Source organism: Paenibacillus sp. S33, from assembly GCF_053615415.1.
Genome location: NZ_JBSIEZ010000001.1, coordinates 1,112,491 through 1,136,052, shown reverse-complemented (window position 1 = coordinate 1,136,052; position 23,562 = coordinate 1,112,491). Strand labels below are relative to the sequence as shown.

The following is a 23,562-nucleotide window of genomic DNA, read 5'->3' as shown; positions in this document are numbered from 1 at the left end:
AAATAAATAAAGAAAGTAGTGACTCGCATGGATGCAGAAAACCTCCATTACTTTGAAAAAGCACCGGTCGCAAAAGCCGTAGCTCACTTCGCTGTACCGATGATGCTAGGTACGTCAATGAATGTCATCTATTCCATCTTAAATGCCTATTTCCTTGGTACACTGGGCAATACTGCCATGTTAACCGCACTCGCACTAACCTTGCCGTTATTCGCGATCATTATGGCGCTAGGCAACTTGATAGGCATGGGTAGCGGCACATTCATCTCTCGTTTGCTGGGAGAGAAAAAATATGACGATGTGAAGCATGTGTCTTCATTCGCCTTTTACAGCAGTTTAGTTCTCGGTCTTATCGTGATGGCGGTCGGTCTCCCGTTGATCGATCCAATCGTTCATGGCCTCGGGGCAACAACTAGCTCCTTCGGATTCACGAAGGACTATGTCACGATTATGCTTATTGGTTCACCATTCGTCGTATTATTCTTCACGCTAGAGAATATCGTGCGCTCCGAGGGTGCAGCAATCACATCGATGATCGGAATGATTCTCAGTGTTGTCGTGAATATTATTCTCGACGCGCTAGTCATCTTCGTCTTCCATTGGGGCGTGATCGGCGTTGCGTCTGCTACGGTCATCTCTAACTTGGTTGCGAGTGCATTCTACGCCTTCCATATGGGATATAAGAGCCAATTCTTAACTGTCTCCGTAAAATGGTTTAAAGCTACCACGGATATTCTGAACAATGTATTCAAAATCGGAGTTCCCGTCTTTGTTATGAGTATCTTCTTGGGTGCAATGTCGCTCATCTTTAACCATTTTCTTGTCGATTATGGGGATCAGGCCGTAGCGGCTTACGGAATTTCATCACGCTTATTGCAATTTCCTGAGTTTGTTCTGATGGGCTTATGCGAGGGAGTTGTGCCGTTGATTGCCTTCTCTTTTACAGCGAATAAATTACGCATGAAACATACCATTGGATTTACAATCAAAGCTATTGTGGCGTTAGCAATCGTGTTCGGTGTTATCGTCTATCTGATTTCCGACCACTTAATTGGTTTATTTACGAGTGACCCACAATTAATTGAAATGGGTAGCTACATTCTACATGTGACGTTCTTATCCTTATTCATTACAGGAATGACCTCGCTGTTTACCGGTATCTTTCAAGCAACAGCGCAAGGAACCGCCGCGTTTATTATGTCAGTTATTCAAGGAGTTACTCTGATTCCTGTGTTGTATATTGCTAATCGAATGAACGGATTCCACGGGGTGGTCTGGTCGCTTGTCATTTCGGATGCCGTTGCGTTCCTTGTTGGTGCCACCATGCTGTATGTTCTGCGGACCAAATTGCAGCCGGATTTGGATAATTTAGTACAGTAGAAAACATATAACACGCAAGAAGGCAGGATAGGCCACTCCCCGACCCTGTCTTCTCGGTGGGGTAGAACTGTACTAACCTAAACTGCCCGTTAGTTTAACCTTCATTTGTAGTGCCTTATTCCGACTATTCTCTACGAGCTATACGAAACCCTTGATCGGGACCAAAGCCATTCGCATCAAACTTGCCTCGGAATGATATCTCGTTGTTGCTGACGTTGCCGGACATATCGTATATTCCTAACTCGTTGGGTTTCTGGGTACCTATTGATTTTGTTTTATTATTGTTGCTCTCGATGATAGGCCAGTTCCAGTCTCCAGATAAGTACTTGTCTCCGGCATTTTTCCAATACCATGCGACCTCGTCGTCATTATTGCTTCCGCTGTATGTGTAGCCCTTGCTCGCCTGACCTCCGCCTGCTGCATATTCCCACTTTACTTCTGTAGGCAATCGGTAACTGTTAGCTCCCTCGTTGATCGTTGCTATCCATTTTATATTATCGTTATCATTCTTATTGTTGCTATTAAAATAAACATTAATAGCTTTCTCATGGATAGATATCCTTTAAGCTGATAGGAAAAATAGTAGGCCGTGATGGCCTGCAACTCGCCTCCAGCAGCCTCGAAGGCCGTTCGCCTGGCAGGAAACGGCCTTCAACGCATCCGCACTGACGGATAGACTGGAGGGGAACGGTCATCGGCCTGTCTACAATACTTAGGGCTCGGTGAGTCCTCCATGATCGATTCATTTAAACCCTATCTATCAGACAGCTCTCAAAACCCGCTTATCCCGTGAGACAGTCCCAACCGCGCCTGTTCGTTGAACAGCTTGCAGTTGAGTGGTTACCACACCGTTACGTTAGAGCTCCCGCTACTCTGATACCCCTCTGTCGCCAACACCTGGTAAGACCAGTTACTTCCCAGATTCATTCCTTTGCTCGCCCATGCTTTCACGTGGTTGCTGAAAGTGATTGTGGAGTTGCCCCCGGTCGGTCTCTTCGACTGTCGAACACTCCAGTACTGAATAAACGTCGTTTTTTCGCCTTCAATGGAAGGTGCGTCGTATCGCATTGTTGTGTAGATATCATATGTGCCCCCATCACTGGTCACCGTACCTTTATACGTTCCGGTAGGTCGATAAGTACCCCAGCTATCAACGACGTAATATTCGATGAGTGAGTTTCTCGTCCACCCGTAGAGAGCCAAATATCCATTACCGGACGGCGCCCAGACACCGGCATTGTAGTTGATCGTTCTGTTTGGCGATCCAGTAGTCCAGCCTTTGCCGACAACAAAATTCCCGGTATCCTTCCATGTTACGCTGTAATTACCGCCTGATCCATTAACAGCATTGACCGTCCCACCGCCATCGGTCCAATTTTGCCAATAGTCTGTCGCTGCACTTGAGGTTGTTGCAAACAACCCAAAACTCATGGAAGCTGCAAGAACTACCGTCATCATTTTCTTACTAAAATTAAACATACTCTACCTCCTAAAATTTTTGTGTTTGTCCCTACACTTGCTTGTTGGTTGGTTCTCTTTGCAGTATATCATCTATACGTTCCATATTCCGTATTTTTTTACTTTAACCTCCTTTCTGAGTGAAATTATAGAATAATAGCGTTTGCATATAAACCTAGCAAATTAAAGCTTTAACTCTATTATGTTTAGCTTTCTTTGAATTTTATAGAATAATTCCAGTATTACAGCGATGGGAAGCAACACCCGGCAGCGTAGTGGCGCCTCATGTACATTTTCAACTCAGCTTATATACTAAAAAAACTTTATGCAAATAACGCATAAATATCAATATGCATCCATCACATGCTGTAAAATGTGCTTGGGTGATTAGCAGTGCATAATGGGAATTCTCGATTCACGTGAGGACAAACACTTAACTTTTCATAGTAGGTATGATAAAAAATGATTTTGGAGGATATGTATTATGGGAATTGGCGTCCTAGTGAACAGATAAATTCAACCGACCCTGAATCTCAAAAAGTGAATCAAAAAATTAGTGATCTCATGGAGATGTTGAAAAGCAAATTACCAGCAGCATTCATTCACGGGTACCGGGCGGGGGCATTAACGATGATTGAAGTATTTAGCGAGGACAAAGAAATTGTTGATCGTAATAGATAGATAATGGAGGAGTTATGGTGGTGAGCCCGCTACGCATGCAGATTGTTCTTCCGATCGCTGTTATCCCTAGATTTCTCCTCAGTAGAATATAAACTTAAAGGTAAAATCCAGGGATAGCTGAACGAATGGAGGGGCTGCCTAGCCTCTTCCTGCGCCCAGCGCATTCATCAAGAACTCATAAATTTCCAGTTCGTTGATTTTATCGCCATCGGTCACTATGTTATGCTGAACTTGCAGTCCGTTCTTGAACACGGTGAACATCCGAGCTGTCCTGTCCGCATCGATTGAAACAGGGATAGCTCCATTCTGCTGTCCGACTTCGATCCACGTTTTGGCAGTGAGGATAGATGCTTCATGATAACGTTTCAGAATGCCAGCCACGGCGGGCTTATCCTGTTGGCTGAGTAGATAAATAAAAATCAGGCTGGCAGCGCTGTCCCCACCACCGATGTTACGAAGGCGTTCAGTTAAGGTGTTAAGTGGGGATTTGATTCCTTCTGGTCCTGCGGGAGTCCGGGCGACAGATTCAAAAAAGCGCTGATTGGTTTTCTCCATTCCCGCCTCCAGAATCATACCGAACAATTCATCTTTGCTTTTGACATAATGGTAAATGGCTCCTTTAGTCAGTCCGCTGCGATCCGCAATATCCTGTAGTGTCGTCGCCCGACAGCCTTTCTCCATAATCATCTTTTCGGCAATCTCAAGCAGCTTTTTTAGACTGTCGTTCATCGCTTTATCTTGCATAATCTTTTACCTCCCGTTTGTCTGTCTTTTTATTCGTTTAATGAAACCTATATTCCACCAGATCGTCAAACCAATAAGCCCGTAGGTGAAGAACGGCGATACGACCAGAAAGGTCGGTATGGATAGCGAATATACCAGCACTACTTTGATGAAGGCTTCCAGCAGCAGGCTGAGTCCCCACACCGCCGTTATTAGGCGGAAGTTAAAGCGATAGCGCGGAAGTTTCTCCCATTTATCGTTCATCTGAGGATTATGGCCTGTGAATCTCTCGGCAAAATAATAAATTAATGGTCGACCAAAGAGCAGCGAGCCTAGAAACACCAACCCCATAATACCGGTTACATAAGACTCCCGTAGCAGAATGAAGCGTTCGTCACCGCCCAAGAGAACGGCCACGACGCCAAGAATCAGACCAAGAAAGATAAAGCCAGAGAACACATCTGCTTTGCGCGTCCTTATAAGATTGTAGAGCGAGTCGCATAGTGGTACAAGAGCAGCGATAGACAGAGCCACCACACTGCTCGTATGCGGAATTAGCAGGCGATAAGCCAAATAAGGCAATACGATATTAATGATTAGCGTAAAGATGATTTCGTTGCGAGTTTTATTCATGATCGACTCATCCTCTCATCATTCAAAACCTACCTTCGGTAGGTATCTTTCATTTACATACCTTCGGTAGGTATGTAAAGATTAAAAATAATAATCTGTATACGAACCTCAATCTACATATTGCCCAAATGTGGCTACACAGTTCGCATACTCTATGACTACAAAAAGGAGATGGCGTTTGCCATCTCCCTTGCCTTTATTCTTCCCTCATACTTCCTGCTTAAAAACATATTGCTCACGGACACACACTCTAACAAGCAACTATATTTTTAATCCCCCACCCGATTCAAAAACACCTTCGTCCGCTCCAGCTGAGGATTGCCAAAAATCTGCTCTGGTGTACCGGATTCTGCAATTTCGCCATTATCCATAAAAATGACACGATCCGCCACATCTCTCGCAAAGTTCATCTCGTGGGTCACGATGACCATCGTCATATGTTCCTCAGCCAGCTTTTTGATAACTCGCAGCACCTCACCCGTCAGTTCGGGATCAAGGGCCGAGGTCGGCTCATCAAACAGTAAAATATCAGGGTTCATCATCATTGCCCGGGCAATCGCCACGCGCTGCTTCTGCCCTCCCGACAGTCGGGATGGATACGCATCTGCTTTATCTGCCAATCCGACTTTAGCCAGCAACTCAGCGCTTTGGCGACGTAGCTCAGCCTTGCTCACCTTCTTCACCAGCTTCGGAGCCAGCTCCAGATTATCCTGCACCGTCAAGTGAGGGAACAGATTAAAATGCTGGAACACCATGCCCATACCGGTGGTAATGCCCTTAATGTCACCTGCCGGAGCGTACTGACCGTTTTCCACCAGTGCTTTATCATGAATGCGGATCGTCCCGCCCGTCACATCTTCCAGGTGTACCAAACTACGGAGCATGGTACTTTTTCCTGAACCTGAAGGACCGATGACGGCTACAACCTCGCCCGCTTTAACGTTAAAGCTCACTCTTTTCAGAACGTCGAGCTTGCCGAACGATTTTTTCAAATCGGTAACTTCTATTGCATTAGTATTCATATCCCGACATTCCTTTTACTCGAATTTAAAACGTTTTTCCAGCGCCCTGAAGAATAGCGTCAGCACCAAAGCTAACAACAAATAAATAACCGCCGCTACAACATAAGGTACAATCGAGAAATCACGGTTTACAGCCGTATTGGCAAAATGCAGCAGTTCCGGTACCGCTACTGCATACAGTAGTGCCGTATCTTTTACCAGTGTTGTCGCTTCATTGGTCACCGCAGGCAAAGCAATCCGTACCATTTGCGGCACAATGACTCTAATCAGCGTCTGCGACTTGCTCAAGCCCAGCACTTGCGAAGCCTCGTATTGCCCTTTATCAATCGACAACATCCCGCCTCTAAAAATTTCTGCAAAATAAGCCGCATAATTCAGTACAAATGCCAGTACCGCAGCCGTTGTCCGGTCCAATACCAGATACTCCCCAATGACAGGCAACATCGGCAGACCAAAACAAAAGAACAATAATTGCAGCAATAGCGGCGTACCGCGTATAACATAAATGTACGTATGCATCAGCCAGGCGATTGGCTTAATCCGGCTTTTGGCCAGCAACGTAACGATAAAACCCAATGGAATAGACAAGATGAGCGTGATGAAAAATAAAATAACCGTCATCTGTGCCCCTTCAAGCATAGGCTTCATAATTCGTAAAATATATTCCATACTCATGACCTTCGACTCCTAAACCCTTAGTTCAATACACTACGTATTAATTTAATACTTTATCTTCACCAAACCACTTTTTCGAAATTTCAGCAGCTTTTCCGTTCTTGTGCAGCTCATCCAAAGCAGATTGCAGCTGCGTCAACAGCTCTTCATTTCCTTTTTTCACACCGATGCCGTATTCCTCAGGGGCCAATGATTCATCAAGCAGCTTATACGTCCCTTGTTCCTTCGACATATAATACTTGGCAACGACTTCATCAATGACAACCGCATCCAGACGCCCGGTTTTCAAGTCAGTCAAAGCGAGAACATTATCCGGGAACTCGGACACTTGCTTCAATTTACTTTTGATCGGATTTGCATCCAATGCATCGGCTGCTGAAGACAGCGTCTGGAGTCCGACCGTTTTGCCCGTTAGATCAGCCAGCTTGGATAGACTGGAAGTAGCCGGAATGACAATCACCTGACTGTTTTTCAGATATGGCTTTGTGAACAGCACTTTTTCCTTACGCTCATCCGTAATGGTGTATCCATTCCAAATGAGATCAATACGTCCGCTGTTCAGCTCGGATTCTTTGGCAGACCAGTCAATCGGCTGAAATTCCACCTGTTTACCCATTTGTTCCCCGGCCGCTTTCGCATAATCAATATCAAAGCCGGTCAGCTCGTTATTTTCATCTCTAAAGCCCATCGGGGCGAATTTATCATCAATTCCAATAATCAATTTACTGTCATCCTTACCGCCGGAACATCCGGCTAACACGATCATCATCAATCCAATCAACATCGTAAACATGGCTGCTTTTCTCATCTTATTCCCCTCCAACAATGGTGACCCCCGTATCCAAGAACAGGTGGCAAACGCTTTAGTTCGTTAACACGTTATCAGAGTATCATCATAACATACCGCAGGATACTCGTCGAGAGGAATAAGCGGAATCTTAGCCTTATATAAATGGAAAACCTGTGACGAAAATTTGACCTGTGTTCTATAATGTAAAACCTTACCTTGACATGTCACTTAAACCGTCTTATTATTTCCTAGTATTCTTATATACTTTTATTTATTTTAAAATTTCAACAGCAATAGGATGTAAATCAGCTTGATAGACAGGAGAAATAAAGCCCCATGTACATTTTAAAACGTCTCTTTACGATGTTCATTACGTTGTGGATTATCGTCACTTTAACGTTCATCATTATGCACATCATTCCGGGTGATCCGTTCTCAAACGATTCCAAAACCATTCCGGAAGCGGTATTGCAAAACATGCGTGCCAGATACAACCTGGACAAGCCGCTCGCTGTGCAGTATGTGTTGTATCTCAAAAATCTGCTAGTGCTGGACATGGGCCCGTCTATTCAATCGAAAACGACGGACGTCAATATGCTCATTGCCCGAGGTTTTCCACCTTCTGCATTGCTGGGTATTCAATCCATCGTAGTCGCAATTATTGCCGGTATTTCGCTCGGAACGCTGGCTGCTCTACACCATAATCGACCACTGGATTATATCTCGATGTTTATCGCGATTGTTGGTATTTCCGTACCCAGCTTCATATTGGCACCGCTGTTAATCAAGTATGTTGCCGTCCAATGGCATCTGCTTCCGGTCGCCTCATGGGGAACCTGGCAGCATACGGTACTTCCGTCGCTGGCTCTCGCTGTTTCACCGCTTGCCGTTATCGCCCGTTTTATGCGGACGAGTATGCTGGAAGTCATGCATGAGGAGTACATACGCACTGCCAAAGCGAAAGGGTTGTCCTCTTGGGCAGTAGTCCTTCGTCACGGACTACGCAATGCGTTGATTCCGGTGCTTTCCTTTATCGGACCGCTATTCGCTTCCGTCATTACAGGTACCTTTGTCGTTGAAAAAATATTCGCCATTCCCGGCATCGGTAAATACTTCGTAGATAGTATCTTTAATCGGGATTATCCAGTGATTATGGGGACGACCATTTTCTACAGTGCTATTCTGGTCGTTACCTTATTTTTAACAGATATTTCCTATCGCCTTGTCGATCCACGAATCAAATTAGTCAGCAAAGGAGATTAACATGAAAGCAGCACCTACTGTCGAAAAGGACAGCCTGTTCAGTCTTGTAGATCGTAGCCAGTTCCCCACCCACACGTTGACCAGACCCAAAGAATCACCCTGGCGGGATCGGCTACGCAGACTTTTTAACAACAAGCTTGCTCTGTTGGGGCTTTCCCTACTAATCATGATTATTGTGCTGGCGATTGTTGGACCTTCCATGGTTCCCTATGCACCCAGTGATCAATCCCTTTTGAAAACGAATCTCTCTCCTTCGAAAGAGCATTGGTTTGGTACGGATGATCTGGGGAGGGACGTATGGGCACGGACATGGGCCGGAGCTAGAATTTCACTCATGATCGGCTTTGCCGCTGCCGCTATTGATTTGGTACTTGGCATTCTCGTCGGCTGTGTTGCTGGCTATTGTGCTGGGCACGGCAAAACGGGCGACCGGATCGACAATGTCCTAATGCGTATTATTGAAATTTTGTATAGCATTCCTTATCTGCTGGTCATCATTCTGCTGCTCGTCATTATGAAGCCGGGACTGCTCACAATGATTATTGCATTATCCATTACTGGCTGGGTCGGTATGGCCCGTGTAGTGCGTGGGCAAATCTTACAGCTGAAGCAGCAAGAATATGTGTTAGCAGCCCGTAGCTTGGGGACATCTCATTCACGTATTATCTTCAGACATTTGCTACCAAACACAGCGGCAATCATTATCGTAAATTTGACGTTCACTATTCCGTCGGCTATTTTTGCCGAATCATTCCTGAGCTTTCTCGGTCTGGGGATTCAGTCTCCTTCGGCCAGCTGGGGGACGATGGCTAACGATTCACTTGGCGTTATTTTAAGCGGTCAATGGTGGCGCCTATTTTTCCCCGGGCTGATGATATCGCTCACCATGCTGGCGTTCAATACACTTGGAGACGGGCTTCAGGATGCACTTGACCCGCGCTCACAACATTAACAATGTAGAGATCGAAATTGGACAAGGAGGGGTGTCACCATGATCCGCAGCTTCTTGCCTAACAGCAGGAAAAACGGCAATTCCTTTATCGAAGTGCGCACACGCGGCATACCTGCGGGAAAGGAGGATGAATAACCCCCGGTACGGTGTACCTTATTTTGGCATAATTAATCACAGTAATGGAGGAAAACCACAATGAAAAAAATGCATTGGATGACGATCATCTTACTTTTGGCCGTAACGGCTTTGGCTGGATGCTCTGGTAATACGGACAAAACAGCAAGCAACGACCCGTCCGCCGCGCCTCAAGCAGATATCCCGCAAGAAATTACTGCCAATCTGGCAGGTGGCGAGCCTTATACGCTAGACCCTGCTTTCGCATCAGATACAACGTCCTACTTTGTGATTGATAACTTGTACGAAGGGCTGTATACATACGATAAGGCCGGTAAAATCGTAGAAGGCGCTGCCAGCAAAGTAGACGTATCTCCTGACGGTAAAACCTACACCTTTACGATCCGTGACGGCGCAAAATGGTCGAATGGTGACCCACTGACAGCTAAGGATTTTGAATACTCCTGGAAACGGGTACTGAATCCGAAAACAGCTGCCTACGATCCTTCTGCCCTCTACTACATCAAAGGTGCCGAAGCTTACAACACAGGCAAAGGTAAAATTGAAGACGTGGGTGTTACAGCCAAAGATGATAAAACTCTGGTAGTTGAGCTGAAATCACCGCTGAGCTTCTTCCCAACGATCGCAGTGGGTCATGCCTATCTGCCAGTAAACCAATCGGTTGTTGAGAAAAATGACAAATGGGCAGCAGAAGCGGGCACAATGGTCGGCAACGGTGCGTATGTAGCCAAGGAATGGAAACATAACGAGCAGATTACGCTGGCGAAAAACGATCAATTCTGGAACAAAGATGCCATTACGATGGCAACGATTAATTTTAAAATGGTTCAAGACTCCACAACTTATTATCAAATGTATAAAACGGGCGATCTGGATCTGATTTTGAGCCTTCCCGTAGATACCCTGGATCAGGAAAAGAGCAACAAGGAATTCCTGTCGCATCCATCTTTCAGTGTGTATACCTATTCTTTTAACGTAAAACAAAAGCCGTTTGACAATAAAAAAATCAGACAGGCTATTGCCTATGCGATTGACCGCGAAGCACTGGCTACCAGCGTAACCAAAGGTGGCGAAACTCCGGCTTACGGTTATGTTCCATACGGAACAACAACGCCATCCGGCAAGGACTTCCGTGATGAAGCACCGAAAAAATACTATGAGTTTGACGCTGCGAAAGCAAAACAATTGCTGGCCGAAGGTCTGAAAGAAGAAGGTTTAACACAGCTGCCACCGATCACCTTTAAATACAACACTTCGGACAAGCATAAAAAAGTAGCTGAAGCGATTCAGGAAATGCTGAAAACGAACCTGGGCGTTGCAGTGACGCTGGAGAATCAAGAATGGAAAACGTACATTGATACCTTTAAACAGAAGAACTTCCAGATCGCTCGTATGGGCTGGGAAGGAAACTTCCTGGATCCCCTCGGCGTATTGGGGCATTATACTTCCAAAAATTCGAACAACTTTACCAACTGGAGCAACCCGGAGTATGACAAACTGATCGAATCCTCAACCTTTGAGCTTGATCCGGCAAAACGCTTTGAACAGCTCCATCAGGCAGAAGACGTATTGATGGAAGATCTGCCGATTATTCCGATCCAGTTCTCTGCGGACACTGCATTAATCAGTCCTAAGATTCAAGGTATCGTATTTGATGCTCGTTCGAACCCAGACCTGCGCTTTGCGAAACGGGTCGAAAAATAATGATTTTACGTTTCGGGCTCACTGCCCTGATTGTCGGTACTTTAGGATTTCTGTACGCCATCCCCCATCTCTTGTATGGTCGTGAAAACATGGCTACTGCAAATCTGCTATTCCTGTTGGGGTTGCTGGGCTTGGTGATCGGTGCAATCTTCCACGTTCTGCAAAGCGGTTTTCTAACCCTCTTCCTGCGGGGATTTGCCGACATCAGACAGTTGTTCATTCGTCAATCCAAGGCATTACGGGAGGAAAATGAACGTTTGCGTTCCGATGAATCTCTGTCAGCCTGGAAAACATCCATGTTCCGCCACCTCAAGGTATATACTTCGGGGTGCGGGGCGGGGCTTATCCTTTGCTCGATGATATTAATGGGGATAAGTTAGGGTGATATGAGAAGCTTTCTTGCGGTTGATGGGCGCTGCGCGTGCAGATTGTTCTTCCGATCGCCACCGCCCTCGGATTTTTATTATTGTACACAACCAGTAAAGGTTAAAATCCGAGGACAAAAGCGAACGCTTCGCTTCTTCAGAACAATTCTGCCCGCTCCGCTGGCAACCGCCGTAGAGCTTCTATACGTTTTAGAGGTGTGTAAAGAAAAGAGAGAGTTTCGCAAAGCGTTTGCTAGCGGAACTCTCTCTTTTTGCATTTTTTATATATTAAGCTTTGAGAAGGGCTCATAGTACAACACTTAGTAGCCTTAATAAATCTGCTTTTCCTTCGCTTCCTGTAACCATGATGGGAACTCGTTAAGCAATAGTTCGTACAATTCATTGTCTTCCATAGATTCGATATCTTGAATTTGGAAGAAGTTAGCGTTATCTACCACACGGCCCTCTATATTGTCCAGCTTCTTTAATACGCCAAAATCGGATTCACCCACACCGATAAATTGCCAGAAAATCGGCTCTCCTGACGAATCAATGACTGCGTTGTCGATATTATCTCCTTTTCCACGCTTCACACCGCCATCATTAATAAAAATAACAAAGGCCGGATCAGAAGAGGGTTCTTCCTTGGTGTATTTGGCGATAACATCGCGCATAACAGGTGGCTCATCATTACGACCGAACTTGGGCAAATAATCATTGGACAAAATATGTTTTTCAACATAGTTGTCAACGTCATTTTCGGTAACGGACGGCAAACGCGAAAAACGGTGATCATACACCCATACGTCCAGTACACCATCATCATCCAAAGAACTCGCAACTGCAACAATTCGTTCCAACACCTTTTGAACAGTACCATTTTTGTACAAGCTTCTCATAGATCCTGAAATATCGAGCACCAATCCAACTCTTGCAGTTACATTTGTTAGATTCTTTTTAGTCAGTACCAGTTGCGCATTCTTTTTAAGTAAAGAAATACTGCTCATGTTCCCCACGCTCCTCTATGATGTATACCCTAGCCCGTCTAGTCTACCATCTGCGTCGTTCGTCGCCTCTCAGGGGAAAGTCGCTCAATTCTCCGAGTTGGTCATGTGCAGCCTTATAAATGCGAAGAATAGCTTGTACCTTGTTAAAATCATTGTCTTCCGGGCCGAATCCTTCCATATACATTTTTTGAATGATGTTTTGGAAGAAATCTATACGCTCGCGGACGGATTCCTGCTCTATTTGCAGTACCTCTTCAAAGCTGTGTGTCTCAGCAAAATCAGACAGCTCATCAAATTCCTGTTCCTGATATCGATCTCCCCGAGTTTCGGGATTGAGATCAATAGAGGTACGCAGGGTTGATAATAAAATATTTTCGCGCGCCAGCATGACATGAAAATCTTTGTTCTTAAACAGATCCGTAACGATCAGACGGCACATTTCCTTGTTCTGCAGTAGAATCCCGTCAAAAGGATGCAGCGTCCACACACCGTAGTTAAAAAATAAATTAAAATTGAAGCTACTGCTTCCATACTGATATACAATGTTAATTTTCGATTCGTCGATGATTTCAAATGAAAATTCCAGCATGCATTCTCCTTTGGGATTCCAATATTTAACTCTATCCTATCAGAAAATGCATGATTTTCAATAAAAAAATTTATTTCACAGAATCATTTAACTCCACAATTGAATCTGCTTTTTCGCTACTGGCAGCTACGAGTAAATAGACAATCACACACCCTAAAATAAAGGACATCATACGCTCGCTCTCTCCTTTTGTCATTCGCTTTTTAAGAGTTTATGCACGAGAATGCTATGTATGTTCATCATGTCCTTTATTAGCTGCTGCCAAACCAAAAAAAGACGCCTTTCGGAGTCATCCTGGCGTCTTTTTCATAGATTGGGTCTATTATTCTACATTGTCATCAGTTCAAAAACGAGCTTAGACCCTCAGAGGAATTGCTATCCTTCAGCGGTTTGGATGGTTCTTTCCCTTCGATCCCCAGACGTTGGCTAAGGTTGGCATTGATTGCTGTCATTTTACTTGTATAATCGTGGCAGCTTTCAATAATCCGACGGTTTGATTTTTCAGACAGATCCAAAGCAGATACCAAATCACCAATCGCCTGATTCACAGCCTCCAGTGACATAGAAGGCTTGCTAAGCAAATCTGTCGTTCTCTCGGTCGTCGTTTTGAGAAGCTTCGCATTTTCCTTGAATTGATCTTCAATCGTACGGTTGGTCGCATCGACGGCTGAAATGATTTTATCCTGATCCGCCAGCGCCATCGCGATCATAGCCGATACAGTGATCAGATTCGATGTTTTATCAATCGCATTATTTACAGAATCAATCAGTTTATCATTGTTATCATTAATAATATCCGTTGCTGCAATCGCCTGATTGTATAATAAAATCATTTCAGTCATCGACTGCGTACGAGTAACCACCTTGCGTAATCCCCGCTCCAAATGAGGCTTACGGTTTTCGTTTTCCGGCTTGGCAATCTCGGTCTCAAACAGTTCTTTCAAGCGATTACCAAAGGCAATCTTCGTCTGTAAATTGTAGATTTCTTCAATGGAAGCCTTCTTCAACTGTCTCATGCTGACGATGTTTTCTTCCAGATTATCCTTACCATCTCTCAAGGCAGTAATGATTTTCTCGATGTTCGTCTTCACCGACTGATACTTGTAAATGTAGTTTTTTAACGGGCTTTTACGCAGAAGCTTGCCAAAAAAGCTCATATTTTTGCTCTGCTGGAGCGTTTCGCATTCATCACGTAGCTTTAAGATCATATTGGATACCTCAGCCCGATCACCGGACATGAGGTCGTTTACCGGACGATCCAGCATTTTAAGGGTCTGCCCCGCACGTTCCTGCGTTTTAACCCCCAGCTTACCGATATCATCCATTAAAGTATCCAGGCTCATGACATCGCTTTGTGATACCTTCTGAATCAGCTGTGAAGCCTCCTCAGTCACCTTTTGTTCATCTTCTTTTTTCAATTCAGCCCATGGGGTCGCCATACGCTACCTCCTATTCTGAAAACAACTGTTACCCAAATCTAATCGTTGTTATTCAGAGCAGCTATTCTGCTACTTTTTTATTTTCTCAAAAAATCGCCTACAATTCGGAACTGCTATATCGCTGGTGAATAAGCTCCGCTTTGCTCTGTAATTCCAGCAGATCCTTGTGCTCCACCGTGGACACAATTACCGATATTTTGCTGTCCACATCCCGTAATCCGTTTAATAACGTCCTCCGGTTGGTCCGCTTCGCATCGCCGCTGAGCCGAAGAAACGGATTAATCAGTCCGTTCAAATCCTTCAAAATCAATCTCCGAACCGTATGATTCACTTCGCTGTTGTTCAGTTCATGCAAAAGCGGAATGACCCGCTGCAAACGTGCAAATAGAGCCAGCGCCTTCTCGACAATCTCGTTATCAAGCGTATCCTTCTGTCCCTCGGAGATCACCATGTCCTCCAGGACCTCCAAATACTCCATCACCTGAGCAAATTCACTGCTCACCTGATCTGGTTGACGTACTTGTCCTGTCATAGACTCCGGTCGAACGGTAGCTTCCTTTTCATGCTGCTGTGTCTCACCGACCTGCTCCTGCACCACCGGAATCACGGAACCGGTCAGATTGGGGCGAGGATGGCGAACGGCCATGATGGCACTGTATCCTCCCAAACCAATGATCGGAATCGCCAAACACACAAACAGTGGCAACCAAAAACTTAGTAAAAGCGCAATCAGGTAGCTAACCACAGCAATCGTGGCACCCCACATTTTTGACGTCATAGCTTGTACCTCCTGACGTAAACCCTTACCATATTGTAGAAAACAATATTTGTGTGTGTCAATGTACGGATTTACGAATGGTGATTGGCTGCTCGATATGACTGGCTAAAATGTCGTATTGCGGATGAAGTGAACCGATCTCATGACCCAAAGCCGATTTCACCGCTAGATAAGGAAAATTGATACCAGACAAACATGATACATGAAGTCCTCCGGACATCCGCGGATTGATCTCTAGCAACTTGGCATGCTCGCCGTTATATTTTACCTGAATGTTATAATTGTACGGAATGTGATACGCCTCAGCGACCTTCTGTGCCACCTTCAACAGCTCGGAATGCTGCTCCAGCAGCCGTAATCGTCCTCCTGCTTTCCTACGCGGAACTGCCGCTAGCAGCTTTCCGTTCCGGTCAGCTAGGCAGTCAATACTGTATTCGTATCCCTCCAGCAGCTCCATCACCATCAGATTGGGAAATGATTCTGTGGATGACAATACGCGGTGTGCTTCCTCGAACGAAATATGATTCAGCGCATGGCCGAACAGTTCCTCCAGCGGATTACGTTCATTGTTAATGATACGAAAGCCCATCCCGCCTTCTGCATTGCATGGCTTGAAGCATACCTTATGCCCAAGTGCTATTAACGACTCATAAGCCTGTTTAAACTGCTCGGCATTGCTGGCAATGGCATAGTCGGGAATCGTGACAATGTCCTTTTGACGAATGGATTCATAAAACAGATCCTTTTCCATCAGTTGCTCCAGCAGTTCGGTATCTTGGCATACCATCACTTTTGTCCCAATATCATCGAACAAATAAAGATGCTTGCTAATATCGAGCATATTCCACCGTGGGATAAAGACATCAATTCCGTGCCGCCTGCAAAAATCAGCGCAAAACCGTGCGTACTCCACACCACTGGTGCGAGGCTCTACTTCAGCTATATCACTGGCCTGTAGCGCCATGTGCTGCGGATCAGAGTGCGTCGCATAGATCTCGAACGGAATACCGTCCTCATTGTTACGAATAGCATTCATATAATGATACGCCACTGAAAACCAGCGGTTAAAATACACCTTAACCTTCTTCACAGAGCCACGTCCCCTATCTATTCTGAAAATGAAGTTTGAGCTGCGAATACACTCCGGTGTATTGCATGAACATACGCCATGATTTCGTCCGCTGCATAAACCCCCGACACTTCTGTAAAACGGTAATTGACCTCCAGCTTATCCCGTAGCTGTTCCCGATACAATTCACCATGACGCGGAGCAATCGCATAATCGGCATAGTCCAGCAGACAACGGTCTAGCAAAGAGTCACCGGACGCAACCACGGCCCCTCCATTCGTGAGATTGCGGATGTGCTCCACGGCTGCTTGTTTATTCACGGCCGCAGGTACCAGATACACCTTACGACCTTGAATGGATACCTCCCAGCCCATTTCACGCATGATTCGCGCCTTCTCCAGCACCTGTTCCAGCGGCATACGATCCCGTTCAATCATGAAAGCATAGAATAACTCATCGCAAAAGCGCTCGTTTACCACCCAGTCTTCATGCAGCACCTGTCCGAACACCTGACGTGCTTCTTCCGCATGAGCACCATCACGGCGTACTTGTTCATGAATACGCCGATTCCACTCTCGATCCACCTCGCCTCCGACGATGATGTTTCCACCATTACTCGTCACGGCATATGCAGGAACCAACTCCGTCTGAAACACGGTGATTCGTTTATACTGTTCTATCGTCCGAGTCGTCACGGGCATAAACATCACATCTTCAGGCAGTGTCTTTAGCCATTGCAGGGCTTGTTCAGAAATAAAAGCCGACGTTGCCCCGTCTATCTGTTCCGCAGGCAACAGACCAGGGGACTCCAGCGGTACGCCAAGCGAACGTTTGGAGTAAATCAGTGTCTGATCCAGATCACTTGCGTAGATCATTCTTGTCCCCCCTTGAGCGGCTTGATAATTCCGCAGCAGGAATAAGTCAATCCTTCAAATACCTCTACAGGCACTCCACGGTCCTTGGCCAGCAGCATAATATGCTGAAGATTCGGATTATCTTCGCGGTCAATCAGAATTTTCCATGGCACCCTGCGCAGCAGTACACGAGTCGTCTCCCCCACTCCGGGCTTGACCAGATTGATATCCCGAATACCAAATGCCTGCTGAATCGCCTCTATATCCCGTAAGCCTTGCCATGTCACCGCAGACGGGTTCAATGTCATTTGTTCTGCATATGCAACGGCCGTTGCAGCCACGTCTTGAAAGTACCCGGATATCGTATCCACAAACGTATTGGACTGATCCACTGACCGCCAGGACTCATAAAATTTGGCTCCATGGAAATCGTCCGGGCCTATAAGATCATCGCGTAATACCGTCCGACTCATCAAACCGGATACAGTCGAATTCAGACAAGCACTTGGGATCAAATAATCTTCTCGTGTACCAAAGGTTTCCGAACATCTGCCCGGATCGGCCAACACCGCCAGATCATCATTTAGATGCAACCCGTAATCCGTGTTCATCTCACGACAGGCCTCAATTAATACCTGGCGAATCGCCCCTTTCCCCGTCCAGCCATCGACAAACTGAAGTTCAATCCCCAGCCCATGCTGCTGTAAAATGTATAAAATCGCATTCCGGTCAATGCCTTTGCCACGAATAATAGAAATGCTGTAATGCGGCAAGGATACGCCATACTTCCAGTCAATATAACGCTTGATCAGGATACCAATGGGCGTCCCTGCTCTAGCCAGAGAAACAATCGCCGTGTTCAGGCCTCTTTTTCTCACAATCATCTCAGCCACAGAAGCTGCCGCTAATGCAACCTTTTTGGCAGATTGGGCAAGCGTTTCGTGAAACAGTGCAATATACTCTGCTGTGGGCTCGTATTCCACTGGTAGCATTTCTGAATAATGGACTCCCGACTGAATCGCCTCTTCACGATCCTCCGTCCCTTTTTCCAACGTAACCCGGCTCAAATCCTTCAATAAAAAAGTGACATCCGAGGCAGGATAACTGCCCAGCGGTTCGGGCGGATGAATGTTCTTCTGCTGTATTTGCTCCATGAGTGCTTGCTTCATATCCGCGCTCCTTTACTCTCCTGTCTAGTTAACCCATTAAAATAAACAACATGCACTTTATCGCAGCCCAGACGGGTCAAAGCCTCCAGCATGGGGTTCATCCGCTCTGGGTCTGACTCCCTTTCCATCAAAACGAATATTTCGTCATACTGACCGAGGTCTACATTATAAATAAAATTGCGTACCGTACTATCCTCAGGTGATGGGTATGTCACACCACAGGCGACACCATACCCTTCTTCTCGGTGGGGATACACTGGACTGCGTGTCGTCGATTGAAAATATACATCCGGGCCTAACTCTGCTGCAATCCGCATTGGAATGTACATGAATTCCCCCGTGCCCATAACCAGCGTGCGTTGCCCAGAACGAAGTTGGTTCAGTCGTTCAGCTGTACGCGTGATTTCTGCATCCAATGCTGAATTGTTTGCGGATTGTAGACCAAAACGGCCTGTATATTTTAGATAAGGAGCTGTATTGGCATACCCGTCTGTTGACATGGAACTGTGTACTACCCGCTCAAAACCGGGAGCATCCCTTTCAAAACGGTGGTCAATTATTCCAGAAGCGTCTTTATTAACCTCTGCCATGCTAGTGGCTGCATGTTCTGGGTGCCCAGCCTGTCCGGCATATGCTGCGTGATCTAGGATCGGTACACCCTGTACCTCTATCTTTCCTTTGAGCAAGCTTAAAGGCGTAATCGTAATGCCTAGCTCTGCCTCCAGGTCAGTGAAAGCCTGCTCGTCGCTGTCTGTCCGCCAATCCAATAACGAAGCAATCACATACTGTTTACGCGGAAAATGCTCCTGAATATCCCGTATGATATTAAGCGTTGTTTTTCCCGTCGTAATTTCATCATCTACCAGCACAATCGGGCCATCTCCCGCAAAAGCATCTTCATCCAGTGCATAGCAACGATGATCAACAGCGTGCGAATGCTCTTCTTCAAACCGAATAATAGGCCGAAGGCCCGGAATATCCTCGCGCGTCGTATGAATATACGAGGCTCCGTCGTCAAACAACCGATACATGCTGTGTCCCAGTGCTGTAGCCGTCTCGGCAAAACCAACAAACTTGATCGGCTCCGTAAAAGCAAAAGCTAAACGCTCATCCATCAACTTTCGGTAGGCCTCTTTCGCATAGTCCGGGTCAAGAAGTCCTCTCACGGCCTCTCCTATCAGTTCATCCATTTGTTGTCCCGCTTGTGGGACAAGCTCCTTATATAGTAGAATCGCCAGCGCCGCACCACTGAGCAGAGAGGTGTATGGGTTTACCGGAATATGCTTGCCCAGCACCTTGCTGACAAATAAAAACGAACGCTTTTTATTGACCCGTGCCGCCATCGCAAACAGCTTGTCCACAGGAAGGCGGAATGGATTATGTGTCTCCGTAATTTTAACGCTGAACTGCTCCAGAATTGGCAGCAGATGTGTTTTCGTGGTTGGGTAAGAGACTGACAAAATGTTGTTGTTCATGTAACACCCCGTATACTTTTGATCTATTGATAATACGATGAGCCCAATTCAAATGCGGCTTAATTTCATTCATTTTGTTGGCATAGGTACTTTTGAATACACCCAGACTACCGTCGTTACGCTCAACAATTTCAAGTGCATCCATATACTCTTCATGTGTCACCGCATACATGGCCTGTACCGGTTTAATATGGGAGGGATGGATAATCGTTTTGCCAATAATCCCATTCTCTTTGTCCATCATGACTTCTCGAATCAGTCCATCTACGGCATCTGAGATGAAGTCCAACCGCAAGTGTCGTCCCGGCTTTCCAAGTGCATCTTCGAAAGGAGACACTCTTAATTGAGGTTTAAAGACACGTTCTCGGTGAGAGAAATATTCCCATACAGGACCGGAAATGACATAATTTGAGCCCACGCGTCCAAACAAGTTAATAATATCTGCGATGCAATCCCGAATGACGGCAATTTCATAAATCGTAATATCCGGGCTGCGTCTCAGTCCATACAGGCTGGAGAAATCAGTTGCCCCAATTCGTACATTGAGCACATATTCCTGGTACTCGTCCAAAATTTCTTTAATCGACAGTAGCTCATTCCAGCGGGTTTCCCGATGAATAATTTTGGAGCTTTCAAGAATCGGTAATCCATACAGCACAGGCATGTTGCTTTCACTTCCTGCCCCTGTATGCATATTCCGGTTATATTCAGCAATGAGTGCAAAATACGCTCGTCCATTATCTGAAGAGAACTTGGGTAAGACAAAGCCCGTGAGCAGCGACAAAGATTCACCCAAACCGTTCAGTAGTCGTTCCAACTGCTCCACAGAGCGCACACGCACAAATAACAAAGGTAATTGCTGTTCACTCATCATCCCCGTCCGTACATAGGACAATAGTTGAAGCAGCTGCTGTGCCAGCGATTGTTCTGCCTGACCGACCTGCTGATCCCCTATAGCATCCTCCAGATCCAAAATGACCGTTGTTAGCCCTTCATGTTTTCCATTTTTGATCTCTTCTGCTACTTCCGAGCGGGTAGCGGGCATGTACAAAGCTGCTCCTATCGCATAAGCCAATATACTTTTGGGAGAACGGTTATGAAACTCCAACGGTGGAGTATAAAAGATCGCTTCTACTTCCTCAGAGGTTAAATCATTAAAATATTTCAGGGCCTTTCCCCTCCTCTTGCTCTTTCTTGCCTGACTGAAGCCCTGTGCTTCGGGTATAAAAGAAATCCCCCCTTAGTTTCAGGAGGGATTTCGCTATACTTTGTACATTAAGCCTCTTTGTCGGCCTTTTTCTTTCTTTTCGCCGAGCTGATAACCATTGTGCCTACAAAGACAGCAATCAAAATGCCGAAGAATAAAACCTGCGACATATGAAAGCCAAAAGCAGCAGCCAGCATTTTACCCCCGATAATGGCGATCATAATAAAGGCTGTCTGTTCCAGTTCCGGAAATTTATCAATGAGCTTGAGGAACACTTGAGCAACACCACGCATCATCAGAACGCCGAGAATACCACCCAGGAACAGAACCCATACTTTCTCGCTCACACCGAAAGCGGCAATGACGCTGTCAATACTGAAGGCAATATCCATCAGTTCAACCATTAATACGGTTTTCCAAAAAGAAGTAGGTTTGTTCTTCACTTCTCCATCACCTTCGGACTTGAATAAGCCCTTATAAGCGATATAGAGCAGATAAGCCGCACCCAGTACCTTAATCAGGGTGAACTTAATCAGGAATGTACCCAAGCCGATAGCCAGGAACCTGAATATATACGCACCCAAAATCCCGTAAAATAAGGCTCTCTTCTGTTGTTCCTTAGGTAAGTGTTTAACCATAACTGCGAGAACCAAGGCGTTATCCGCCGATAAAAGTCCTTCCAGCAAAATGAGAGTTCCTATAATCCCCCAACTCACTGGATCAGTAAGCGTAGCTACAACATCACTCCATGAAAAGAAATGGCCGTAGTTTTCGCTGATATTTTTAAACAAATCATTCAACATGAAAAGAGTGCCTCCGATAATTCAAATTTATTTGCTACCCTGCGACCAGCGCATGCCCCAGTTATATGCCCGATCCAACTCACGATGACCGCCATAGAACTGCACGAGTCTTTCAATGCTGAACGTTTCATCATTTACATTTTGAATCATGGCAATTGCACACATCCCTTTGCGATTGTCATGTTCATTCATGTGAACGATAATGTCCGGCCCATCCTTCTGGTACAGCGTGACTACCCCGTCCGCTTGTGACCAGTTCGTGACTCCTTCATAGATGAAGGTGAACACCAAAATTCGCTTAATTTCAGAAATTTTAGCACCGTTGATGCGAAGATTTTCCCCTGTTTTCACAGAGCCTGTACGGTCGTCGCCATCCAGAGCAATGTACGGAAAGCGATTTAGAGAACCGAAAACTTCCCCGAGCGCCTGTACAACGCCTTTATCTCCATTCTTCATCTCATACAAGCAGCCCAGATCCAGATCGACACCCTTGGAACCGCGATTGAAAAAGCCCTTGCTTTGCTGCACCTGATTCCAGTTCAGATTGATCAGGATTTCACCCAATCCGCCTGAGCCTTTTTTCAGGTTGATGGTATCGCCCTTCTTCTTCAGCTCAATTTTTCGCAGATTCAGATTCACCGGTGTTGCAGATGGCTCTGGCTTCGGAGCAGGTGGTACTGGTGGCGGCGTTGGTGCTGGTCGAGGCGCTGGAGACGGAGGTGTAGGCACTGGCGTGGGAGGAGACGGATTATTTTCCACTTCAATCCCAAAATTAACGCACAACGCATCCAATCCACCGGAAAAACCTGCGCCAATCGCGTTGAATTTCCATTCCCCGTTATGACGATACAATTCACCAATGACAATCGCCGTTTCCACTGTAAATCCACTGTCCAAATTAAACCGCAAAACCTCTCCGCTAACCGGATGAGCAAAACGAATGAACCCACCTTGAACCTGTCCAAAATTTTGCCGTTTCTGATCCGCATCATAAATCGTCAGCGTAAACGCAATCTTCTCGATATTTGCAGGAATTCGTGTCAGATCAAGGGCAAATTGCTTTTTGTCACCGGACTGTTGTCCGTCTGAATAGGTGATAAAGGGCGTGGTCGGATTATTATAAAAAATTAAGTCCTCATCGCCCGATACTTTTCCTCCAGAACCCAGCAAAAATGCCGAAGTATCCAGCTCCAGAGACGCAGGGGACTCCCAGCCAATCCCTACGTTGACATGGGTCAGGCCCGGATTTGTTTTCGTCAAATCCGCCTTCTGTCCCTTTACTACGATAACAGCCATGATTGTGTCACCTTTCTGTCGGTTTGTCATGTGTCAGCGTACGCTAATGTAATAGCTTAAAAAGAAAGGGTAGCGCCCTATGGACACCACCCCAA

General features: G+C 45.8%; 23 protein-coding genes and 1 pseudogene. 6 read left to right on the top strand and 18 right to left on the bottom strand.

Annotation, left to right across the window (positions count from 1 at the left end):
- Positions 1-27 precede the first annotated feature (27 nt).
- Positions 28-1,380: an MATE family efflux transporter gene (locus tag ACWGXJ_RS05295; RefSeq protein ID WP_452567868.1), complete on the top strand. Its 1,353-nt coding sequence runs from the start codon at positions 28-30 to the stop codon at positions 1,378-1,380.
- 124 nt (positions 1,381-1,504) lie between these two features.
- Here the strand turns inward: ACWGXJ_RS05295 and ACWGXJ_RS05290 are convergent.
- Both ACWGXJ_RS05290 and ACWGXJ_RS05285 read right to left on the bottom strand, forming a co-directional pair.
- Positions 1,505-1,897, bottom strand: a pseudogene (locus ACWGXJ_RS05290) (SUMF1/EgtB/PvdO family nonheme iron enzyme); the annotation flags it as partial.
- A gap of 323 nt (positions 1,898-2,220) precedes the next feature.
- Positions 2,221-2,859, bottom strand: coding sequence for a glycoside hydrolase family 11 protein (locus ACWGXJ_RS05285; RefSeq protein ID WP_061831741.1), 639 nt, complete (start codon positions 2,857-2,859; stop codon positions 2,221-2,223).
- A 441-nt stretch (positions 2,860-3,300) separates the two neighbouring features.
- Here ACWGXJ_RS05285 and ACWGXJ_RS05280 point away from each other — a divergent pair, with 441 nt between their 5' ends.
- Positions 3,301-3,519 carry a DUF6809 family protein gene (locus tag ACWGXJ_RS05280; RefSeq protein ID WP_069291222.1) on the top strand — a complete coding sequence of 73 codons (219 nt, stop codon included), beginning with the start codon at positions 3,301-3,303 and terminating at the stop codon, positions 3,517-3,519.
- 138 nt (positions 3,520-3,657) lie between these two features.
- Here the strand turns inward: ACWGXJ_RS05280 and ACWGXJ_RS05275 are convergent, their stop codons facing one another.
- The 5 genes from ACWGXJ_RS05275 to ACWGXJ_RS05255 all read right to left on the bottom strand — a co-directional run bounded on the left by ACWGXJ_RS05275 (position 3,658) and on the right by ACWGXJ_RS05255 (position 7,380).
- Positions 3,658-4,263 carry a TetR/AcrR family transcriptional regulator gene (locus ACWGXJ_RS05275; RefSeq protein ID WP_322162531.1) on the bottom strand — a complete coding sequence of 202 codons (606 nt, stop codon included), beginning with the start codon at positions 4,261-4,263 and terminating at the stop codon, positions 3,658-3,660.
- A 6-nt stretch (positions 4,264-4,269) separates the two neighbouring features.
- A complete protein-coding gene (locus ACWGXJ_RS05270; RefSeq protein WP_452566337.1) occupies positions 4,270-4,875 on the bottom strand; it encodes a VC0807 family protein in 606 nt (201 codons plus the stop codon).
- Between the two features lie 269 nt (positions 4,876-5,144).
- On the bottom strand, positions 5,145-5,897 hold the full coding sequence (locus tag ACWGXJ_RS05265; RefSeq protein ID WP_023987213.1) for an amino acid ABC transporter ATP-binding protein: 753 nt from the start codon (positions 5,895-5,897) through the stop codon (positions 5,145-5,147).
- Between the two features lie 15 nt (positions 5,898-5,912).
- The gene (locus ACWGXJ_RS05260) at positions 5,913-6,572 is read right to left on the bottom strand and encodes an amino acid ABC transporter permease (RefSeq protein WP_023987212.1); all 660 of its coding nucleotides are present in this window, start codon (positions 6,570-6,572) and stop codon (positions 5,913-5,915) included.
- Between the two features lie 40 nt (positions 6,573-6,612).
- Positions 6,613-7,380: an amino acid ABC transporter substrate-binding protein gene (locus ACWGXJ_RS05255; protein WP_028542078.1), complete on the bottom strand. Its 768-nt coding sequence runs from the start codon at positions 7,378-7,380 to the stop codon at positions 6,613-6,615.
- A gap of 318 nt (positions 7,381-7,698) precedes the next feature.
- Between ACWGXJ_RS05255 and ACWGXJ_RS05250 the strand changes: the two genes are divergently transcribed.
- The 4 genes from ACWGXJ_RS05250 (at position 7,699) to ACWGXJ_RS05235 (ending at position 11,796) form a co-directional block, all read left to right on the top strand.
- Positions 7,699-8,625 carry an ABC transporter permease gene (locus ACWGXJ_RS05250; protein WP_452566336.1) on the top strand — a complete coding sequence of 309 codons (927 nt, stop codon included), beginning with the start codon at positions 7,699-7,701 and terminating at the stop codon, positions 8,623-8,625.
- A gap of 1 nt (position 8,626) precedes the next feature.
- Positions 8,627-9,577: an ABC transporter permease gene (locus tag ACWGXJ_RS05245; RefSeq protein ID WP_452566335.1), complete on the top strand. Its 951-nt coding sequence runs from the start codon at positions 8,627-8,629 to the stop codon at positions 9,575-9,577.
- 195 nt (positions 9,578-9,772) lie between these two features.
- Positions 9,773-11,416, top strand: a complete 1,644-nt coding sequence (locus ACWGXJ_RS05240) for a peptide ABC transporter substrate-binding protein (RefSeq protein ID WP_069291216.1) — start codon at positions 9,773-9,775, stop codon at positions 11,414-11,416.
- Positions 11,416-11,796 (top strand): DUF3899 domain-containing protein, encoded by a 381-nt coding sequence (locus ACWGXJ_RS05235; protein WP_250267545.1) that lies wholly within the window; start codon positions 11,416-11,418, stop codon positions 11,794-11,796. Before ACWGXJ_RS05240 ends, ACWGXJ_RS05235 begins: the two co-directional genes overlap by 1 nt.
- Positions 11,797-12,110: 314 nt before the next feature.
- Here the strand turns inward: ACWGXJ_RS05235 and ACWGXJ_RS05230 are convergent, their stop codons facing one another.
- The 11 genes from ACWGXJ_RS05230 to ACWGXJ_RS05180 all read right to left on the bottom strand — a co-directional run bounded on the left by ACWGXJ_RS05230 (position 12,111) and on the right by ACWGXJ_RS05180 (position 23,467).
- Positions 12,111-12,788: a vWA domain-containing protein gene (locus tag ACWGXJ_RS05230; protein ID WP_061831748.1), complete on the bottom strand. Its 678-nt coding sequence runs from the start codon at positions 12,786-12,788 to the stop codon at positions 12,111-12,113.
- 43 nt (positions 12,789-12,831) lie between these two features.
- The gene (locus tag ACWGXJ_RS05225; protein ID WP_452566334.1) at positions 12,832-13,377 is read right to left on the bottom strand and encodes a hypothetical protein; all 546 of its coding nucleotides are present in this window, start codon (positions 13,375-13,377) and stop codon (positions 12,832-12,834) included.
- 338 nt (positions 13,378-13,715) lie between these two features.
- Entirely contained in the window at positions 13,716-14,816 is a 1,101-nt protein-coding gene (locus ACWGXJ_RS05220) for a toxic anion resistance protein (protein ID WP_061831750.1), read from the bottom strand.
- 97 nt (positions 14,817-14,913) lie between these two features.
- On the bottom strand, positions 14,914-15,594 hold the full coding sequence (locus ACWGXJ_RS05215) for a hypothetical protein (protein ID WP_061831751.1): 681 nt from the start codon (positions 15,592-15,594) through the stop codon (positions 14,914-14,916).
- Positions 15,595-15,652: 58 nt separating this feature from the next.
- Positions 15,653-16,684, bottom strand: coding sequence for an ATP-grasp domain-containing protein (locus ACWGXJ_RS05210; RefSeq protein ID WP_250259278.1), 1,032 nt, complete (start codon positions 16,682-16,684; stop codon positions 15,653-15,655).
- Between the two features lie 17 nt (positions 16,685-16,701).
- Positions 16,702-17,538 (bottom strand): HAD family hydrolase, encoded by an 837-nt coding sequence (locus ACWGXJ_RS05205; RefSeq protein WP_452566333.1) that lies wholly within the window; start codon positions 17,536-17,538, stop codon positions 16,702-16,704.
- The gene (locus ACWGXJ_RS05200) at positions 17,535-18,686 is read right to left on the bottom strand and encodes a cysteine protease StiP family protein (RefSeq protein WP_452566332.1); all 1,152 of its coding nucleotides are present in this window, start codon (positions 18,684-18,686) and stop codon (positions 17,535-17,537) included. The genes ACWGXJ_RS05205 and ACWGXJ_RS05200 overlap by 4 nt, the downstream gene beginning before the upstream one ends.
- Positions 18,683-20,029 carry a phosphoribosyltransferase family protein gene (locus ACWGXJ_RS05195; RefSeq protein ID WP_250262117.1) on the bottom strand — a complete coding sequence of 449 codons (1,347 nt, stop codon included), beginning with the start codon at positions 20,027-20,029 and terminating at the stop codon, positions 18,683-18,685. The genes ACWGXJ_RS05200 and ACWGXJ_RS05195 overlap by 4 nt, the downstream gene beginning before the upstream one ends.
- 52 nt (positions 20,030-20,081) lie before the next feature.
- On the bottom strand, positions 20,082-21,269 hold the full coding sequence (locus tag ACWGXJ_RS05190; RefSeq protein ID WP_250259280.1) for an HpcH/HpaI aldolase/citrate lyase family protein: 1,188 nt from the start codon (positions 21,267-21,269) through the stop codon (positions 20,082-20,084).
- A gap of 167 nt (positions 21,270-21,436) precedes the next feature.
- A complete protein-coding gene (locus ACWGXJ_RS05185; RefSeq protein WP_023987196.1) occupies positions 21,437-22,171 on the bottom strand; it encodes a TerC family protein in 735 nt (244 codons plus the stop codon).
- A gap of 27 nt (positions 22,172-22,198) precedes the next feature.
- Complete coding sequence (locus ACWGXJ_RS05180; protein ID WP_061831756.1) at positions 22,199-23,467, bottom strand: TerD family protein; 1,269 nt, start codon at positions 23,465-23,467, stop codon at positions 22,199-22,201.
- Positions 23,468-23,562: the final 95 nt, after the last annotated feature.

Excerpts from the sequence above, each read along its gene's own strand:
- ACWGXJ_RS05295 (WP_452567868.1), top strand. The coding sequence starts at position 28 with ATGGATGCAGAAAACCTCCATTACTTTGAAAAAGCACCGGTCGCAAAA.
- ACWGXJ_RS05285 (WP_061831741.1), bottom strand. The coding sequence starts at position 2,859 with ATGTTTAATTTTAGTAAGAAAATGATGACGGTAGTTCTTGCAGCTTCC.
- ACWGXJ_RS05280 (WP_069291222.1), top strand. The coding sequence starts at position 3,301 with ATGATTTTGGAGGATATGTATTATGGGAATTGGCGTCCTAGTGAACAG.
- ACWGXJ_RS05275 (WP_322162531.1), bottom strand. The coding sequence starts at position 4,263 with ATGCAAGATAAAGCGATGAACGACAGTCTAAAAAAGCTGCTTGAGATT.
- ACWGXJ_RS05270 (WP_452566337.1), bottom strand. The coding sequence starts at position 4,875 with ATGAATAAAACTCGCAACGAAATCATCTTTACGCTAATCATTAATATC.
- ACWGXJ_RS05265 (WP_023987213.1), bottom strand. The coding sequence starts at position 5,897 with ATGAATACTAATGCAATAGAAGTTACCGATTTGAAAAAATCGTTCGGC.
- ACWGXJ_RS05260 (WP_023987212.1), bottom strand. The coding sequence starts at position 6,572 with ATGAGTATGGAATATATTTTACGAATTATGAAGCCTATGCTTGAAGGG.
- ACWGXJ_RS05255 (WP_028542078.1), bottom strand. The coding sequence starts at position 7,380 with ATGAGAAAAGCAGCCATGTTTACGATGTTGATTGGATTGATGATGATC.
- ACWGXJ_RS05250 (WP_452566336.1), top strand. The coding sequence starts at position 7,699 with ATGTACATTTTAAAACGTCTCTTTACGATGTTCATTACGTTGTGGATT.
- ACWGXJ_RS05245 (WP_452566335.1), top strand. The coding sequence starts at position 8,627 with ATGAAAGCAGCACCTACTGTCGAAAAGGACAGCCTGTTCAGTCTTGTA.
- ACWGXJ_RS05240 (WP_069291216.1), top strand. The coding sequence starts at position 9,773 with ATGAAAAAAATGCATTGGATGACGATCATCTTACTTTTGGCCGTAACG.
- ACWGXJ_RS05235 (WP_250267545.1), top strand. The coding sequence starts at position 11,416 with ATGATTTTACGTTTCGGGCTCACTGCCCTGATTGTCGGTACTTTAGGA.
- ACWGXJ_RS05230 (WP_061831748.1), bottom strand. The coding sequence starts at position 12,788 with ATGAGCAGTATTTCTTTACTTAAAAAGAATGCGCAACTGGTACTGACT.
- ACWGXJ_RS05225 (WP_452566334.1), bottom strand. The coding sequence starts at position 13,377 with ATGCTGGAATTTTCATTTGAAATCATCGACGAATCGAAAATTAACATT.
- ACWGXJ_RS05220 (WP_061831750.1), bottom strand. The coding sequence starts at position 14,816 with ATGGCGACCCCATGGGCTGAATTGAAAAAAGAAGATGAACAAAAGGTG.
- ACWGXJ_RS05215 (WP_061831751.1), bottom strand. The coding sequence starts at position 15,594 with ATGACGTCAAAAATGTGGGGTGCCACGATTGCTGTGGTTAGCTACCTG.
- ACWGXJ_RS05205 (WP_452566333.1), bottom strand. The coding sequence starts at position 17,538 with ATGATCTACGCAAGTGATCTGGATCAGACACTGATTTACTCCAAACGT.
- ACWGXJ_RS05200 (WP_452566332.1), bottom strand. The coding sequence starts at position 18,686 with ATGAAGCAAGCACTCATGGAGCAAATACAGCAGAAGAACATTCATCCG.
- ACWGXJ_RS05195 (WP_250262117.1), bottom strand. The coding sequence starts at position 20,029 with ATGGCGGCACGGGTCAATAAAAAGCGTTCGTTTTTATTTGTCAGCAAG.
- ACWGXJ_RS05185 (WP_023987196.1), bottom strand. The coding sequence starts at position 22,171 with ATGTTGAATGATTTGTTTAAAAATATCAGCGAAAACTACGGCCATTTC.
- ACWGXJ_RS05180 (WP_061831756.1), bottom strand. The coding sequence starts at position 23,467 with ATGGCTGTTATCGTAGTAAAGGGACAGAAGGCGGATTTGACGAAAACA.